The 14,185-nt window shown below is 54.0% G+C and carries 16 protein-coding genes; all 16 read right to left on the bottom strand.

Translation table 11 applies throughout. The features are described from left to right. Positions 1-5 precede the first annotated feature (5 nt). Positions 6-890, bottom strand: a complete 885-nt coding sequence (locus A9513_RS04550; protein WP_065327352.1) for a DNA adenine modification methylase — start codon at positions 888-890, stop codon at positions 6-8. Between the two features lie 75 nt (positions 891-965). Beyond that, the gene (locus A9513_RS04545; RefSeq protein WP_083195981.1) at positions 966-1,454 is read right to left on the bottom strand and encodes a JAB domain-containing protein; all 489 of its coding nucleotides are present in this window, start codon (positions 1,452-1,454) and stop codon (positions 966-968) included. 201 nt (positions 1,455-1,655) lie between these two features. Continuing rightward, on the bottom strand, positions 1,656-1,901 hold the full coding sequence (locus A9513_RS04540; RefSeq protein ID WP_065327351.1) for a hypothetical protein: 246 nt from the start codon (positions 1,899-1,901) through the stop codon (positions 1,656-1,658). A 145-nt stretch (positions 1,902-2,046) separates the two neighbouring features. Then, positions 2,047-2,400, bottom strand: a complete 354-nt coding sequence (locus A9513_RS04535; RefSeq protein WP_065327350.1) for a hypothetical protein — start codon at positions 2,398-2,400, stop codon at positions 2,047-2,049. An 84-nt stretch (positions 2,401-2,484) separates the two neighbouring features. After that, a complete protein-coding gene (locus A9513_RS04530; RefSeq protein ID WP_065327349.1) occupies positions 2,485-3,153 on the bottom strand; it encodes a hypothetical protein in 669 nt (222 codons plus the stop codon). A 252-nt stretch (positions 3,154-3,405) separates the two neighbouring features. Next, positions 3,406-3,777, bottom strand: a complete 372-nt coding sequence (locus A9513_RS34670) for a hypothetical protein (RefSeq protein ID WP_176707218.1) — start codon at positions 3,775-3,777, stop codon at positions 3,406-3,408. A gap of 271 nt (positions 3,778-4,048) precedes the next feature. After that, on the bottom strand, positions 4,049-5,593 hold the full coding sequence (locus tag A9513_RS04520; RefSeq protein ID WP_065327348.1) for a DNA cytosine methyltransferase: 1,545 nt from the start codon (positions 5,591-5,593) through the stop codon (positions 4,049-4,051). 112 nt (positions 5,594-5,705) lie between these two features. After that, the gene (locus tag A9513_RS35965) at positions 5,706-6,206 is read right to left on the bottom strand and encodes a hypothetical protein (RefSeq protein WP_065327347.1); all 501 of its coding nucleotides are present in this window, start codon (positions 6,204-6,206) and stop codon (positions 5,706-5,708) included. A 241-nt stretch (positions 6,207-6,447) separates the two neighbouring features. Beyond that, complete coding sequence (locus A9513_RS04510) at positions 6,448-7,209, bottom strand: hypothetical protein (RefSeq protein ID WP_065327346.1); 762 nt, start codon at positions 7,207-7,209, stop codon at positions 6,448-6,450. Between the two features lie 71 nt (positions 7,210-7,280). Beyond that, entirely contained in the window at positions 7,281-7,484 is a 204-nt protein-coding gene (locus tag A9513_RS04505) for a hypothetical protein (protein ID WP_065327345.1), read from the bottom strand. Positions 7,485-7,786: 302 nt separating this feature from the next. Continuing rightward, entirely contained in the window at positions 7,787-8,308 is a 522-nt protein-coding gene (locus tag A9513_RS04500; RefSeq protein ID WP_065327344.1) for a hypothetical protein, read from the bottom strand. 74 nt (positions 8,309-8,382) lie between these two features. Continuing rightward, the gene (locus A9513_RS04495; RefSeq protein ID WP_065327343.1) at positions 8,383-10,095 is read right to left on the bottom strand and encodes a VWA domain-containing protein; all 1,713 of its coding nucleotides are present in this window, start codon (positions 10,093-10,095) and stop codon (positions 8,383-8,385) included. A 65-nt stretch (positions 10,096-10,160) separates the two neighbouring features. Continuing rightward, positions 10,161-11,267 carry a DUF3150 domain-containing protein gene (locus A9513_RS04490; RefSeq protein ID WP_065327342.1) on the bottom strand — a complete coding sequence of 369 codons (1,107 nt, stop codon included), beginning with the start codon at positions 11,265-11,267 and terminating at the stop codon, positions 10,161-10,163. 202 nt (positions 11,268-11,469) lie between these two features. Further along, positions 11,470-11,913 carry a hypothetical protein gene (locus A9513_RS04485; RefSeq protein WP_065327341.1) on the bottom strand — a complete coding sequence of 148 codons (444 nt, stop codon included), beginning with the start codon at positions 11,911-11,913 and terminating at the stop codon, positions 11,470-11,472. Positions 11,914-11,922: 9 nt separating this feature from the next. Continuing rightward, positions 11,923-12,927 carry an AAA family ATPase gene (locus tag A9513_RS04480; RefSeq protein ID WP_065327340.1) on the bottom strand — a complete coding sequence of 335 codons (1,005 nt, stop codon included), beginning with the start codon at positions 12,925-12,927 and terminating at the stop codon, positions 11,923-11,925. A 200-nt stretch (positions 12,928-13,127) separates the two neighbouring features. Further along, complete coding sequence (locus A9513_RS04475; protein WP_065327339.1) at positions 13,128-14,144, bottom strand: lambda-exonuclease family protein; 1,017 nt, start codon at positions 14,142-14,144, stop codon at positions 13,128-13,130. Between the last annotated feature and the right edge of the window lie 41 nt (positions 14,145-14,185).

Genomic DNA, 14,185 nt, shown 5'->3' with positions numbered 1-14,185 from the left:
TGTCTTCAAGCAGCCAGGCGGTAAACACCCGGACTGACACGCTCAAAGTATTTTTCAGCTTGGCAGACCTGTCGCACCTTGGCCTCCCAGTTGCTGTTATCCCGAGTACGCGCAAAAGGCTCAATTTCCTTATAGATCTCACTTAGGTGCAATGTCTTCCCACCTAAAAGTATCTTGCGAACTGCTGCTCGCCAGGTAATGCCTTTCATTGCCGCGGCTCGTTGTTCAACTGCTGCAAGAAAGAACAACTCATGTTTATCCTTCTTAAAAACAAGCAACTTCTCGTGGCTAATTCTTACCAAATTACCACGATACTGCCGCGAGTCCGAAACGCAGTTGTGTTGAATCTTAATCACCTCATCCACGAGCTTACCTGGGGTAACTCGCTCAACGAGAGAAGAAAGATTGTAGTATTCACCGTCACGACGAAGGTTGCCCATGAGGACCCCATAGTGACCGCCTTTTTCCATCGCAGCATGGATATTCATTATCGCGAGCTCCAAGGCTTCGGTGAACTCAGCCAAGTTCATTCGCGACATATCCCATTTATTTGCCTCTCCCCACATATTCCCTGAGTAAGTAATCATATCCGCGTAGGCTGGGTGCCAAAAACAGGTATGAGCTTCCTCATTAAGAAATGTGGAAAAATTATCAAGCAAAAGGTTGAATCCCTGGTGAAGGTCTGTCCCTTTGAAGCGCAGCCCCATCTCAGCGGCCACATCAACCGAGGTACCACCACCAATGCTCGGATCGCAGGCAAGTCCATTGGAACGACGGTGGTAGGTTTCAAAGAAGCCTTTCACCACGTGCCCTGAACAATTACCGCGATATTTTGCGTTACCCCAGCTTCCGCGATCCGGAAAAGAAATAACACTGGATTGGAATTTCATATGGTGCATCTCCGATTAAGAGGACACCATAGCCCCATGGGCATTGGTGCCCATAGTGGGTTTATTGGTTATTGCTTAAATGTCGCAGTTCTCGGTCATGCTGTAACAGACCTTTCCCACAACAAAGTGGTCAATCACTTTTACGCTAAACATTTCCATTGCATCACGAATTTTCATGGTGGTGGAAATGTCTGACTCGCTAGGAGTACAACACCCGCTCGGGTGGTTGTGCGCGAGAATTAGTGCAGCTGCATTATGAAACAACGCTCGCTTAGCTATTTCTCTAACGTGAACCTGGGCAGCCGTTAAAGAGCCACGGAAGAGCTCCTCGTAGGCAACCATTCTGTGCTGGCTATCCAAAAATACTACCGCAAACACTTCGTGAGGCTTATCCCCAAGCTTGTGCTTGAAGTAATGACGCCCCACATCAGGGTTATTGAAGCAGGCTCCTTTAGCGAACCGGGAATCCATAATCTCGCGTGCAGCTTCGAGAATTTCATCTGCAGAAACTGTCTCTGAGAGAACGCGATACACACCAGGATTCTCAGCAATTTCAATAATCATGTATTAGCCTCCAGGTAAGAGGCCTGCCCGCGAGGGAGCAGAAGCCCCCGGACGGGTGATTGGAATGCTTGTAACCACAAGCTGGGATTAACTGCCAGCGCCATGCGCTGACAGAGAATGCTCATGAATAGTCCATTCAGGATGGTCATTCATGAAGATTCTCAGCTTGGCATCGGCCCCCAGTGGGGGCCGGCCATATTCTTAAGCAACACTCGACAACTTTGGCACGAACACTTTTGCATTTCGGGAGTAGTAGTCCACCAGCACCTGAAACCCTTCATGGCGTTCCTTCAGGCTGAAAAAACCCTTCTTCCCGCGGATCAATTCAAGTGTGGCGCCGTCATCGAGCTGCCAGAGGAAAACGGTTGAGTCATCTTTCTTGGCAGTGCCAGTACAGACAATTTTCCGTTTCCCCATCAGCTGCGCTGCTTCTTGTATTGGGTTCATGCTCATTCCCCAACAACGGGCGAATGAGCAGCCCTAGCGGGGAGCTCACCCGCCAGGGTTTAAAAATGGCCTCAAGGTTTCCCCCAATGCCGCATGTGATGTTGAGCCAAGCTAGATGCAGCTCGCCTCATAGCTGTGTTGATCATCAGTGTCGTGTGTACTCCTTCTTCAACGGAGCGCTTGCCGAGCACTCTTGAAACGGCGGAGCCAACGGCACCTCTCTTTCCCGAACGACCAGGGCGCCAGTTCCATCACGCAGAGCGATCAGGGACGCATTGGTTTTGCTGCGCGGCAAGCCTTCATCACTAACGAAGACCTCGCGCTTCTTGTATCGCTGATTTCGCTTAAAGGCCTTGCTGTCCAACCCTTCAAAACGCTCTTCAGCAAGTCGCTTAAGCTCGCTCGGGCAGATATTCGCAGGCACCTCCACAACCTCTGAGTACTCCGTGCGGGTGTACTTGTAGAGATGTAAGGTAACCAGCTTGGTTTTAGGTCTCATAGGAAAGCTCCAGTTTGCGCCGGAGCCCTTCCCCTACCGGGGATGGACCCGGTGGGTTTGTAGGTAATGCGTGTGATGCGAGGGCTAGCCCGCAGTGAACACGGTGCCGGCCAGGCGACTGTCGATTTGGATGAGATCAGCACGGATCTCTTCTACGTTCTCGACTACCTGTCCGTCATGAAGCGTCAGTCGCCCCAATTCATCTTGACCTTTGTAAGCCAAGTCATCCGGATGCACGACGTTGTAGATCTTCACCGCCACATGCTTAGGAACACCTTTAGCCTCCACGTGCAAAACAGCTCCATCGTCTAAGACAACGGTCACGCGAGAGGCCACATGGGAAAGCTCATTGTGGTTCTGAAGGATCTGAGTAACGTTACCTTGAGCAACCGGCCACAACTCCACATCAGTGGTGCCGATCGTAGTCTCCAGGTAACGCTCTACAGCCGAGAGCTTGCGCATAGTCGGCCCACAGATCACGTAGTACTGCTCCCCCTCGTACCCAACCAAGAGAAGCGTGCACGCCAGTTCGACGTCGTTGTCGACGATATCCCCCAACAGGAGGGCATCATTGCCGAACAACGCAAGCGGAACCATTTCCGGGACCAGATCTTTGTTCTCCTGGGAGATCGAAGCCATGGAGATGGCGTAGCTCATCTTCTGCTCGATCGGCCAAGGCGCCGCATTACCGCCGTCATCGACAACCAATACACGGTGGTTCATCGGGCTGTTGTCATGGACATAAACTTTCATGGATCACTCCTTGGTAGAAGCGAAGCCATGCCCCTACACGGGACATGAAGCCCCGCGGGGGATTTGAAATTGCTGACTGCCGGCCAGCTTCGGTTTCACCTACCTCCACATTGGAGCCAGGTCGAATCTTCTTTGGGCAGAAGGTCTATCCAAAAAAGACTCAAGGGCTGTCGCCAGCCCCGGTCTTACCTCTCCGCCTCGAAGGTTCTTTGCGCGATGTGGCAAAACCACTCGCATCGTACCCAGCGGATTTCACTTGTAGTAATTACAGAAGTCGATGCTTTCCTGCAGCGACCCCGGATTTAGCGCGTCGTGTTTGATCATGCCCAAGGACGAGTTAATCGCATTTACCGCGTCGGAATGAGGGTAGAAAGGAAACTCCGCCCTAGGGCCTGCCCAGTAGTCACCAAACACAGAAAACAATTCTCGCAGTTCAAGGATCGAACCACGGAGCAATGCGCCCTCCATCCCCTTGGCATACGACGCATCTTCACTCGCCTTTGAGATGGCTTGACCCAAAAGCACCAGCGAATCATCCCAACGAGTTGCCGTAAGCACGAAGCGCAACTTTTCGAGCGTCTCAGCCAGAGTGTAGTGGTCCTCAAGCTTTATCTTGCGGTTCATGTCCCTTTTCCTAGATCAGTGAAAGGGACGATCACCCTAAGGGCGATTGCACCCCTCAGAGTTGATATGAATTAGTGGCTGCGCCCTACATGGAGGGCTGAAAATCCAGCGACACCGAGATCGCATAGATTCAAAGGATGCTGGGAGTCCAGCTTCTGATACAGACCGAGCATTCGGCTGCGAAGAGCCTTTATTCTGCAGTTTTGCCTGCCTTGAAGCAAGAAGGGCCCGAAGGCCCTTCCTGTTCCAGGGTGCAATGTGGACGGGCTAGTTAAGCCGCCTCAAACTCGAACAGCTGCTGCTGGTACATCGGTCGACCATCACGCACCGCGATGGCCTCCTCTGTCTCCTCGAGCTCCACTTCTGATTCGTTCACACGACGCGGTTGAAGAGATCGAATAGCCAAGCCAGAACGGAAATCCAGGACCTTACAGGGATCTCGGTATTTCATGTTCATGGCCAAGCCCAGCTCCCGACCCAACGATACAAAGAGCGGGAATACCACAGACTGCCCCAGCACCTCGTGAGCCACGGTCATCGACAGGCCAGCGATCATCTCCAAAGGTATCCCCTTCACTCTTGCATGCTCCGCCGGCGTTAGCAGGCGGGTCAATTCAGGGTCAAAGGGATGCATAAGGAAGATACCCGTCGACTGTGCCTTGGCGTAGGTCTTGGTTACCGTCGGAACTCTCGTCGAGTCCGGTGTAACCAAGGTGCGCGCAAAGCCTTTACCTTCAGCCTTATCGCGCAGTTCCTTTTCGACCAGGTAGTCGTAGGTTTTCCACGCCGGAGAATCCAGGGGTACATCGTCAAGAATCTCCCCTAAGGTCTCTGGCTTGACGGCCGTGGGCCGCAGGTTGTCGAAGCTGAAGTCAGTCTCGAGACCCCGCGATATCGCCACCAGGACCATCCGCGATCTACCTTCCAGCACACCGAAATCGTTTCCATCGAGCACCTCCTCAAAAAGGTGGTACCCATACGACTCCAGCTTGCTTCTGATGACAGCCATGGATGCGGACTTCTGGTAGCCAGTGACGTTCTCAAGCAGCGTAATCGCCGGATTGAAAACCTTCACAGCCTCGAGGTAATCCACAAACAGTGACCCAACCTCAGAATGCTCTTCAGCAAACTCAAGGTTGTTTTTCGCAACGCCAGCGATTGACGCACCTGTGCAGGGAATCCCGGCCCAGAGTAGATCCGTCTGCTCGTCTGCATACTCGACCAGGTCCAAGTCACGTATGTCCGAGCACGCTGCTATCGAATGGTCAGCCCAAATCTCCGAGTTGTTCCGTAGCGAGGACTCAAGGTACTCAGGCTCCATCTCAACCCCCAGCTGGATGACGCTCGCAACACCTGCAGCCATCAACCCAACATGGAGAGCCTTATCTATCACTCCACCGCCGTGAAAAAGAGAAACTACGTTGAGCTTTTCTTTTGCAGCCAGCTTCAGCTGAAGACGGCGGACTCGCTCCCGAATCATGACCTCGATCCGAAGAGCGGTGACGACGATGCGCCCCTTGCGAATCGCAACTCGAACTTTTTCCATGCCACTGAAAAGTGACGACAGCAGAGCCGTCCGAATCTCCATCAGTGGACGGATGATGCCCTTGCGCACGCGCTTAGACACCTTGCAGGTTGCCGCAGATGCCGCGGACTCGGCTAGCGGAATGAGTTCTAGTCGACCGTCTTCAGGCTGCTCCCGAATACGGTATTTCGAACCAATCGATACGCCGGCTCGAGCCAGCTTCTCGCCCTCTAGCCAAATCCGCGGAACACCTTTGGACTCACCAATTTTGCAAGTTAGAACTGTTGTCATGTGAACCTCCAGAAAGGAGGAACACCCACCCCTAAGGGAGAGTGTCCCTGCGGGGTGTGCTGCGTAGCAGCGGTTTAGAACTACTGGCCAGCCTAGACTGGCTTTTATGGTGCTAGGCAGCCTGCACCTGGCCGGCAGCCGTAGGAACAACGGCCTTGTAGAGCGAGGTGGCGCGATTGACTGGGATACCAGCCAGGTCGCGTATCTGCTCAAAGGAATACAGCGCCGTCCAGCCATGCTTCTGACTGAACGTTGCAGGCAGAAAGACCGTGAACGTGTTTTCTGGCGCCAGCGGGTCGTACTCCCCATAACGCTTCGGATTGGAAAGGATCGTAGACACTTGGCCATCGAAGAATTCAAACCGATGACGATTGAAATCTACTGCGATTTCCAACGTGAGCATCTCTGGTGAGCCCGTATAGCAGCCTATCTTGCTGATCACGTGTTTCTCGTAATCCGCGCCTTTGTAGCAGCTGATGCTGCGGTGGTAATCCGACTCAGGATAGTGAGTGTCCACACGACGGTTGCCCGAACGCGTGCGGATCATGTAGGACTGGATGCCGGCATAGGAGCTGATGAAATCAACGCCCAACACATCGTTTTGACTTTTCATGGTTCTCTCCAGATGAAGGGCAGAACCAAGCCCGTACGGGGTTGATCCCGCTCGGGTTATCGGCCAAAGGCCGTTGCTGCAGATGCAGCTTATTCACTGGTGGGCTCAAGCTCGCCAGGTGAAATCGCATACCAGAAACTGGCTCTGGGATGAGATCTCGTGACTGAAAATTGCTATGCACTGGAAAAGCCAAAGCCCGGCATAAGCCGGGCTTTGGTGAAGGTAAGCAAGTGGCACGGATTTAACCGATACGCTTGGCTACCCAGGTTTTGCGCTTTCCAGGACGGAGGATGACAGTTTCATTACCCTGATCATCATAGCCAACCTCCTCAATGGTGACTGGCATCATTCCGATGCACTTCAGGGCGATGCGATCACCCTTCTTGAACTTGTGCTCCTTCATGATCCGCTCGAGGTCAACGCCCCAGTGATCCTTCGTACCAAGACGAATGACATAGCTGGGCTTTTTCTTTTGGTTCTCCGGCTTGAAGAGATACGCATACTTTCCGTAAAAGCTGATCTCACCCGTGAAGGCGTCAGACCAATCGATTACTTGAGGTTGCGCAGCCTCCCCTTCTGGACCGACTGGAATACTCTTGTCGCACTCAGGTTCAATTTCGACACCTGCGTACATCTCGTCGTGAACCAGGGTCTGATCAAACTCCGGCGGAACATCACTCTCGACCTTCGGAACCACAGCCACGGGCTCAGAGGTCGCTTTTACTGCATTGTTCGCAACCCCGCGGGCCATTGCCTTCAACAGGCCCAGGTCGACAACGCACTCATCACGCACATCCAGACTCGGCGTGGGATAAGAGCGAATCGAACCGCCATCGGACTTGAGCTTATCCAGGCGCTCCTGGAACAGCTTCTGAGACTTACCTGCCAGCTTTTGCTGCTGACGAGCAAAGTCTTCGATCTCACTCCGCGAACGGAACGACATCGGCTGGAGGTAGGGCCAGGTTTGCAGGGCGGCTTCGGGGAACTTAGTAGATTTTTGCATGCTGAACTCCGGGGATACAGAGAAGCATGCCCCCTGAGGGGAAATGCCCCTCTAGGGTTTTAGGTACTGAATCAGGCTGCAGCGGTCAGGTGGTTCTTCACCTGGGCAACTGTCATCCACGAGTAGTTTGGATACTCGAAGCCGGGAATGGCGTCGAGAAGCGCAGTACGAAGCTCTTCGTCATCGTCGTAGATCGCTGCCAGCCTTTCAGAAGGACGGTAGCGATCCAACGCCGAGAAGACGAGATCGTTCTTGCAAGTTCTTTTTCGGGGCATGGAACCTCCTTTCTGAAGGAACCATTCCCATAGCGGGTTTGATTCCCGCGTGGGTGGATGCTGGTAACACCAGCTGGTATCTCACCAGGCAGACATCTGCCTAAGTGAAGAATCGACATACGAAAACCTAGGCTTTCGTGTGTGGACTCCGCCTAGAGACTATCGGGAAGCCGTTTACATCTCAAGCTGATCGGCCATCCACCCCTTACGGAGTGGATGGCCATATCTCAGTTTTCCTACACCAAAGTGGCATACGTCGCCACTCACAGAGCAGGTTAGTTTCATCAAGGAACTCGCGTCAGTTAACCCTCTCGGAAGAGGCGGAAGTCATTCGCAACGGAATACTCCTTGGACGCGATCCAATCTGTGTTCTGACGGCGATCACTAAGGACCTGGTCGAGCAGGCTGCGCGCAGCCTCATTCCCGAGTGGCATGCCATTCCGCTCACAGAGCAGGACGACTTCCTCACGGAACTGAAGCCAGTCACAGCCTTCGGCCGCAACACACGTCCTGAACGAGAAAGGACCTTCCTCATCGCTGAAGATCCAATCAATGCTTTCCTGCCGCCGTTTCGCACTAGCACGCAGGTCCAGAAGGACACGCGCAGCATCGTGCAGAACGTAAAGGCGAAGATCAGCAATCTCGTCATCAGTCCATTCTTCAACCGGGCCCAGCTCACTTTCTGGCAGGGTCAGCAAGTCGAGAAGCGACAGCTGCCTTTCTACCTTCGGGAGAACCGTTCTCCGGTATGCCCGCTTGATCCTCGCCTGAAGTATCGGGAAAGGACCTTCGTGGGTTTCATCGAGAAGCATGGCAAGTTGCATAGTGGTACCTCCAGAAAACGGAGAGCACCACCCCCAGAGGGGGTGAATGCCCCCTCGTGGGTTTTAAGCTGCGCTTACGCTGCAGCCTTTTGGGTTAGAACGTTCTTGACGACTTCGTACAGCGCATTTCGCAGCTGATCTACAGAGGCCAGGAACTTCCAGTTTTTGCCGTACACAGCATTGAGTTTGTCGATGTTGATTCGGCCGAAAGCGATTGCGAACACTTCAATGCCACTGGCAGAGCAGCGCGCAACCATATCTCGAGCCTCATCGGCACAATTAGGGTCGCCGTCGGTGACTACCATCATCACCTTCCGCTCCCCCTTTGCATAAAGCAGTTCACCCGCAGCAGGCCAGATGGCCTCAGCGAGCGGTGTTCCGCCCTCTGCAGTCATGCCAAAGCGGTTCTCCGCAATAGCCACACGCAGAGGTTGGTTGTGGCGCTTGAGAACGCCTACCGAGACCTTACGATTGACCATCCGCGGAAAAACCATTGCACCAGTGGAGACATGAGGAATCGTCTCCAGCGCGCTTAGGACAGCTACAGCAGCCTCTTCAGCACGCTGCATGGTTCCGCCCTTTTCCATGGAACCTGACCCATCCAGGAGAATCTGGAAGGCCGCATTCACACTTTGCACGGGCTCCTGTTTCCGGAAGATCCGGGTTTCCCCAACCCGAACCTGTGCTAAGCGTTTTGCGTCAATTGAGCGCCCTTGCCGCCGCGTTTCTACGCGGCTGTTCTGGGAGCCCTGGATCAAGCCCATGAGCACTTGGCGAAGCCCTATGGAAGCGGCCTGCCCCGCGGATACCACCTGCGAGCCGAGCATCTCGGATCCCACCGGCGCATCGACAACAGATGCTGGCGTAGCTTTACGTACATGGCTTTTGAGTTTTCCGAGTCGCGCTGCAACTTCATCGCCTAGGTCGGAGACCAGGCCATCAAGCACATCGGAACCCGCTGCAAGCACTTTCTGCTTGAGGGTTTGGCCGGAGCCATCACCATCGTCGCTTTCAGCACCAGCAGGATCGTTGCCGCCATTGCTCGCCCCTGACTGAGGGTCCGCTGGATTGGCACTGTTAGGTTGAGGAGCGCCAGCGCTGGAGTCATCAGAAGGAGAATCCTGCTGAGAGCTCTGCGGATCCTGTGGCTCCTGATTCGGCTGCTGATCTTCCGGATCCTCTTCATCCAGCACATCAATTATTGCGTACCCGAGGGCGGCAACATCTTTTGTGCTGGCGAGTGTTGGAACCTTGCCTAACAGAGCAAGGATCTTTGTCGTACGGCCTGGACCAAAACGCCCTTTCAGTTCCTGCATCAAGGCCTTGGCCTCTTCCTGCAGGGGCTGACCGAGCAACCTCGCCCGACCGACAATCAAGCACGCATCATGCAGAACCGCCGCATCATGCAAACCTGATAGATCACGCACGCCACCTAGCACCTTTCTCACCACAAGGGAGATGTCGGAAACAGTAGCGGGGTGCTGCTTGAACATGAGCCCTTCGATACGGATATCTTCGAGCGCGTTGACCAAGCTTTTAACAAACGGCGGATGGTCCTTAGGCAGGTGATCGACGATCAACCCATCCGTGAACTTTTCGTGTGCCGACTCATGCCCGATGTACCCGAGGGCCATCACAGTCGACTCCAGGGAGTCGTCTAGATCGGGAAGCCCGATCATGCCAGGCGTGTGGTAAGCACCGCTTGCACCAAACTCGACGCGCATCCCGAGGTTGTCACAGTAGTACCGCGCAACGATCGGTAATGCATTTTTCAGAGAAGCTTTCATGAGTGACCTCCGGGTTACGGAGACACTCACCCCCAGAGGGGGCAAGTGCCCCCAGTGGGGTGTGGTTAAAGGCAGAACTCTTCGGCATCTACCTGGGTATCAGCTACCTCAGGCAAATTAACAGCACTCTCAACAGACTCGACCAAACCTTGGCCAATGCTGTGAGCCACGATGCCAGGAACGACAGCCACCGTGTCGAGATCGAGGGTAGAAGCCACGAAATCCACGTAGGACTCAGCACCAACTTCCTCTTGTACAGAAGCAGCTATATCAGCCGGCGCAACTGCATCCTCCTCGACCAGGCTTTGATCAACCTGGACACCACTTTGCGCACTGTCGAACAGCTGGATCAGCTTGGCGATCTTGGTTTCGTCGCTGAGGTTAGTTAGCAGAGAGACGAGCTCCTGCAGCTTTGCCCCCTCGACATCGCCCCTGGTAGGGAACTGAGCCAATTTCGCTTGTACATGATCAGCAAGGGCCAGCACCGTAGGATCCAGAAACGCCAGAGACAGCAGCTTCTCGTGGATACGACGGATGCAGTTAACGGCTTTCTGCCCAACCTTGTCTTTGCCAGAAAAGCTCTTTACGAGCAGCTCTTCAGATGTGTCGGCAATCTCCTGGAACAGCTGGCCATGAAGGCCTTGAACTTCGCGATCAAGCTGCTTGCTCAATTCCGGGGTTTTGTCGGGCATCACGCGGCAAAGCGAAAAACGGAAGGCGATCCGCTCGGCAACGATAGCCTTAGGAACAATGGCGCGAACGATGGCTTCTTTCAAAGCCGGCGTAGGCCAGGCGCGGTTCATCCAGTCCAGAACAGCCTTGTCGTACCGATTCAGGAAATCCGCGCGAAGGTCATTGAACTCCTTCTCGATTTTTTCCAGTTCGGCATTGGCCAGGGCTGCCTTTTCTTCGGGAATCGCAACGACTCCCATGAAACGAAGACCCATTTTTTCTACAGTCCGCTTTGCCTTGCGACGAAGCTTTTCGAAAGCCTGAATATCTTCGGGATTGATAGAGCGCAGAGTGCCCAAGGAGGCAAGCTCAGCTGGCGGGATTTTCGTCGGGTCAAGACCAAGATCTTTAGGTTCGAGCTTTTTCCGCGCGGACCAAATATTCACCTGGATACCGACGAGAAGGATCTTGGAAAGAACGGCAATTTTTTGGGTTTGCATGTACACCTCCGGGAAGCGGAGGCGCTCTACCCCAACGGGGAAGAAACGCCCCGTTGGGTTTAGTTGAATGCTGGTGTTGTGTGACCAGCTACACATCCATTGCCACCTCACAGGAGGGAGCAAAGAACCTGTATTGCTATGTATGAATCATAGCGATAAAGGCTCAGAAAAGTAACCACGGGGGAATCCCCCGTGGCTTTCGTCAGACGCAGAATGCGGATCCGTCTTCCTCAACAACATCAGCCAAAGCCGAGATGTTAGGAACCTTCTCTAGCACTCCTAGGAGCTCCAGCAGCTCAAGTCCTCTGTCGAGAACTTCAGAAGTCAGGATCCCTACGCCTTGAAGGTAGTTCACCCACTCAATGCCTTTCGAGAACGACAGAACGTTCCCATCAGCATCGGAGAGCGACAGGCCTTCATCCTTTTCCAGCTTGTTCCAATGGTGTCGCAGGGCAACCACAAGCAAAAGCTCGTCGAACTGCTCTGGGGACAACTCACTGGACATCATCTGGGAAGCCAATTTCTCAACCACCCAGTCCACTGCACCCTCTTTAAGTACCGCAGATGCGGCAGGGGCAAGCCCCTGCAGCACCGCGATAATTTCTTGTGAAACGGCCTGGTCGTTCAGGTTGCCGAAATAGAACATTTCAGCTCCTTAAACAGCCGGGGTCGGGATGACAGGATCGTTCACCCAGCCTTGGCCGAACTTATCTTGCGCGATCTTGTGAATCGCCAAACGTTGCGCGGTATCACAGCGGTTGGTGAGCGACTCACGAAGTGCTGCGGCAAGCGGAGCTTGAACCTTAGCTTTCGTGTAGGTAACGCCGACACGCGCCCAGCGCAGCAGGGTGCGAGTAGAGAACGTCACAGTGAGAGTTTTTACCCCATCGCCCAAAGAGCCGATGAATTGGTTACGAACCTCATTTGCCACGCTAACCATGCCGTTCAGAACATCCGCAGGAGCGCCATTGAGATGGCGGGTGAGCACCTTCAACTCCTTGTCCGGAGACATGTAGTTGAACTCAACGATCCGATAGCGATCCCAAGACGCAAGGTTCTGCGCCATGGTGCCGCCGTGCAGACCAGTTTCATCACCTTGACCGCGGGTGTTGGAGCACTGCACGAAACGGAAGTTTTCATGGGGATGAATTACCTCCCCTCCATTTTCGGCGATAACCAGCGGCGCACCTTCCTTCACGGCGTTCATACCAACATCCACTTCCGGCGGCAGAACGTCAGACTCGTCGAGGCAGAACACGAAACCGTGCTTCATTGCCAGGGCGAGAGGGCCGTAACGGAACACCGTACGCTGATCACCAGTTGCAGGATCACAGTCCAACCCATTCATGCCAACCAGGTCAGGCATCTCCATACGCGAGTGGCAACTCACGCGAAGGAGCGGCCAGTTAAGCCGTGCACAGATCTGAGTCAGATGAGAGGTCTTACCGCAACCAGTCGGTCCTACCAATCCCAGCGAGTCGCCGGCCGGGGTATGGAGGAAGTTCATGATGGGGCGGCGGTACTCAGTCTCGAACTCATAGTGAGGGTCGAGCTTGGGAACCAGGTGCATGAACTCATGACCCGCTTCGAATCCGAAAGCCTTCACAGGGGCGTTCTCGATACCGAAAGCAGACAGGTCGATGATTTGTTGAAGTTTCATGGTGTATCTCCAGTTTAAGGAGGCACCACGTCCCTTAGGGGCGTAGGTGCCCCAAGGGGTTTAGGAATGCTGAGTTATCGTTCAGCTGCGTTATCAGCCACCAATCGCATGATTGGAAGGCAGAATCTGGAGATGACTCTGGAAAAGAATCTTTTCCACAGGCGACTCCTTGAGAGTCGAGGGGGCAAAGCCCCCTCTTCTCACAGACAAAATGCCTCAGCGTCGATATCAGAGTCAACGGCTGTTTGGGCCATTAGAACCTGAATCGATTCCGAGGTCAGCGGAGTATCAGGGTCAATGGTGACCCTGCTGCGTTCCACCGTTTGGTCGCGGTAGCGATCGATGATGTCCTTCGTAATGTTGGGGCATTGATCCTTCACGAGGGAATTCCAGTCGACCTTGCCGTTTTGGTTGAACCGTGTGATCCGTACGCCATGCGCTTCTGCCAGCATGAAATCCCCCATGAGGGACACCATCTCAGACTGATGCTCTGCACGTAACGATTTAACCTGGTTCAGCCGGGCTTCGATCCGCTCCCTGACACGCTCCAGACGACGGAGCTTATCAGCCGCAAGAATCCACTTTGAAAGCACATCCCCTTCCGGAAGGAAGAAGTCGCGCTTGGGATCCTTAACCGGCTCCCTGGCATCGAGGTAGAGATTCCAGAAACCGAGCTCCTCAACCACTAGGGTTTGCAGAACCGCTTCGTCTCTCGCTATCTCAAAAACCAAGGGGGTCTCGCGGGTATGGTAGAAAAGCAGATACCCACGCTTGGCGCCCGACACAAGCAACTGGTGCTGTACCTGCCACCAGTGCAGCTTGTAGTACTCAGAAGCGGTGCCATTGTCTCGAACATCGAAGAAGATCGGATCCGCGTGGATCTTAACCTCTACCGGTTCGAAGTTCTCCAGTAATCCATCAAAACTGGCACGGATGACTGGGAACTCGTCGTACTCACCACAGACCGGCAAACACTCTCCACCGTACTGCTTTTGAAACCACTGCAATGCATATGGCTCCAGGTAGATGGCCATCCTTACCTGCGGAATCACGGATAGGTCAGGAACCTGAACTTTTCCATGCAATTCAGCCCACAGACGCCAAGGCGTCTTCTCGGGATGCTGCCGCAGAATGGGAGCAGCCATCGTTGCTCCAATACCTTGCTTTCGCCAGGCATGCCATTCAGGAGTGCGTTGCCGCACGTCTACAAACTTCATACCTGCCTCCAGTTGAAGGCGAGACAAACCCCAGCGGGGTT

The organism is Pseudomonas sp. AU12215 (genome assembly GCF_001675465.2).
Taxonomy (GTDB): domain Bacteria; phylum Pseudomonadota; class Gammaproteobacteria; order Pseudomonadales; family Pseudomonadaceae; genus Pseudomonas; species Pseudomonas nitroreducens.
The sequence above is the reverse complement of the archived record's forward strand: the minus strand, read 5'-3'. Positions and strand labels throughout refer to the sequence as shown.

What these genes read in the sequence shown, in the direction of transcription:
- A9513_RS04550 (WP_065327352.1), bottom strand. Translation starts at nt 890, where the DNA reads ATGAAATTCCAATCCAGTGTTATTTCTTTTCCGGATCGCGGAAGCTGG.
- A9513_RS04545 (WP_083195981.1), bottom strand. Translation starts at nt 1,454, where the DNA reads ATGATTATTGAAATTGCTGAGAATCCTGGTGTGTATCGCGTTCTCTCA.
- A9513_RS04540 (WP_065327351.1), bottom strand. Translation starts at nt 1,901, where the DNA reads ATGAACCCAATACAAGAAGCAGCGCAGCTGATGGGGAAACGGAAAATT.
- A9513_RS04535 (WP_065327350.1), bottom strand. Translation starts at nt 2,400, where the DNA reads ATGAGACCTAAAACCAAGCTGGTTACCTTACATCTCTACAAGTACACC.
- A9513_RS04530 (WP_065327349.1), bottom strand. Translation starts at nt 3,153, where the DNA reads ATGAAAGTTTATGTCCATGACAACAGCCCGATGAACCACCGTGTATTG.
- A9513_RS34670 (WP_176707218.1), bottom strand. Translation starts at nt 3,777, where the DNA reads ATGAACCGCAAGATAAAGCTTGAGGACCACTACACTCTGGCTGAGACG.
- A9513_RS04520 (WP_065327348.1), bottom strand. Translation starts at nt 5,593, where the DNA reads ATGACAACAGTTCTAACTTGCAAAATTGGTGAGTCCAAAGGTGTTCCG.
- A9513_RS35965 (WP_065327347.1), bottom strand. Translation starts at nt 6,206, where the DNA reads ATGAAAAGTCAAAACGATGTGTTGGGCGTTGATTTCATCAGCTCCTAT.
- A9513_RS04510 (WP_065327346.1), bottom strand. Translation starts at nt 7,209, where the DNA reads ATGCAAAAATCTACTAAGTTCCCCGAAGCCGCCCTGCAAACCTGGCCC.
- A9513_RS04505 (WP_065327345.1), bottom strand. Translation starts at nt 7,484, where the DNA reads ATGCCCCGAAAAAGAACTTGCAAGAACGATCTCGTCTTCTCGGCGTTG.
- A9513_RS04500 (WP_065327344.1), bottom strand. Translation starts at nt 8,308, where the DNA reads ATGCAACTTGCCATGCTTCTCGATGAAACCCACGAAGGTCCTTTCCCG.
- A9513_RS04495 (WP_065327343.1), bottom strand. Translation starts at nt 10,095, where the DNA reads ATGAAAGCTTCTCTGAAAAATGCATTACCGATCGTTGCGCGGTACTAC.
- A9513_RS04490 (WP_065327342.1), bottom strand. Translation starts at nt 11,267, where the DNA reads ATGCAAACCCAAAAAATTGCCGTTCTTTCCAAGATCCTTCTCGTCGGT.
- A9513_RS04485 (WP_065327341.1), bottom strand. Translation starts at nt 11,913, where the DNA reads ATGTTCTATTTCGGCAACCTGAACGACCAGGCCGTTTCACAAGAAATT.
- A9513_RS04480 (WP_065327340.1), bottom strand. Translation starts at nt 12,927, where the DNA reads ATGAAACTTCAACAAATCATCGACCTGTCTGCTTTCGGTATCGAGAAC.
- A9513_RS04475 (WP_065327339.1), bottom strand. Translation starts at nt 14,144, where the DNA reads ATGAAGTTTGTAGACGTGCGGCAACGCACTCCTGAATGGCATGCCTGG.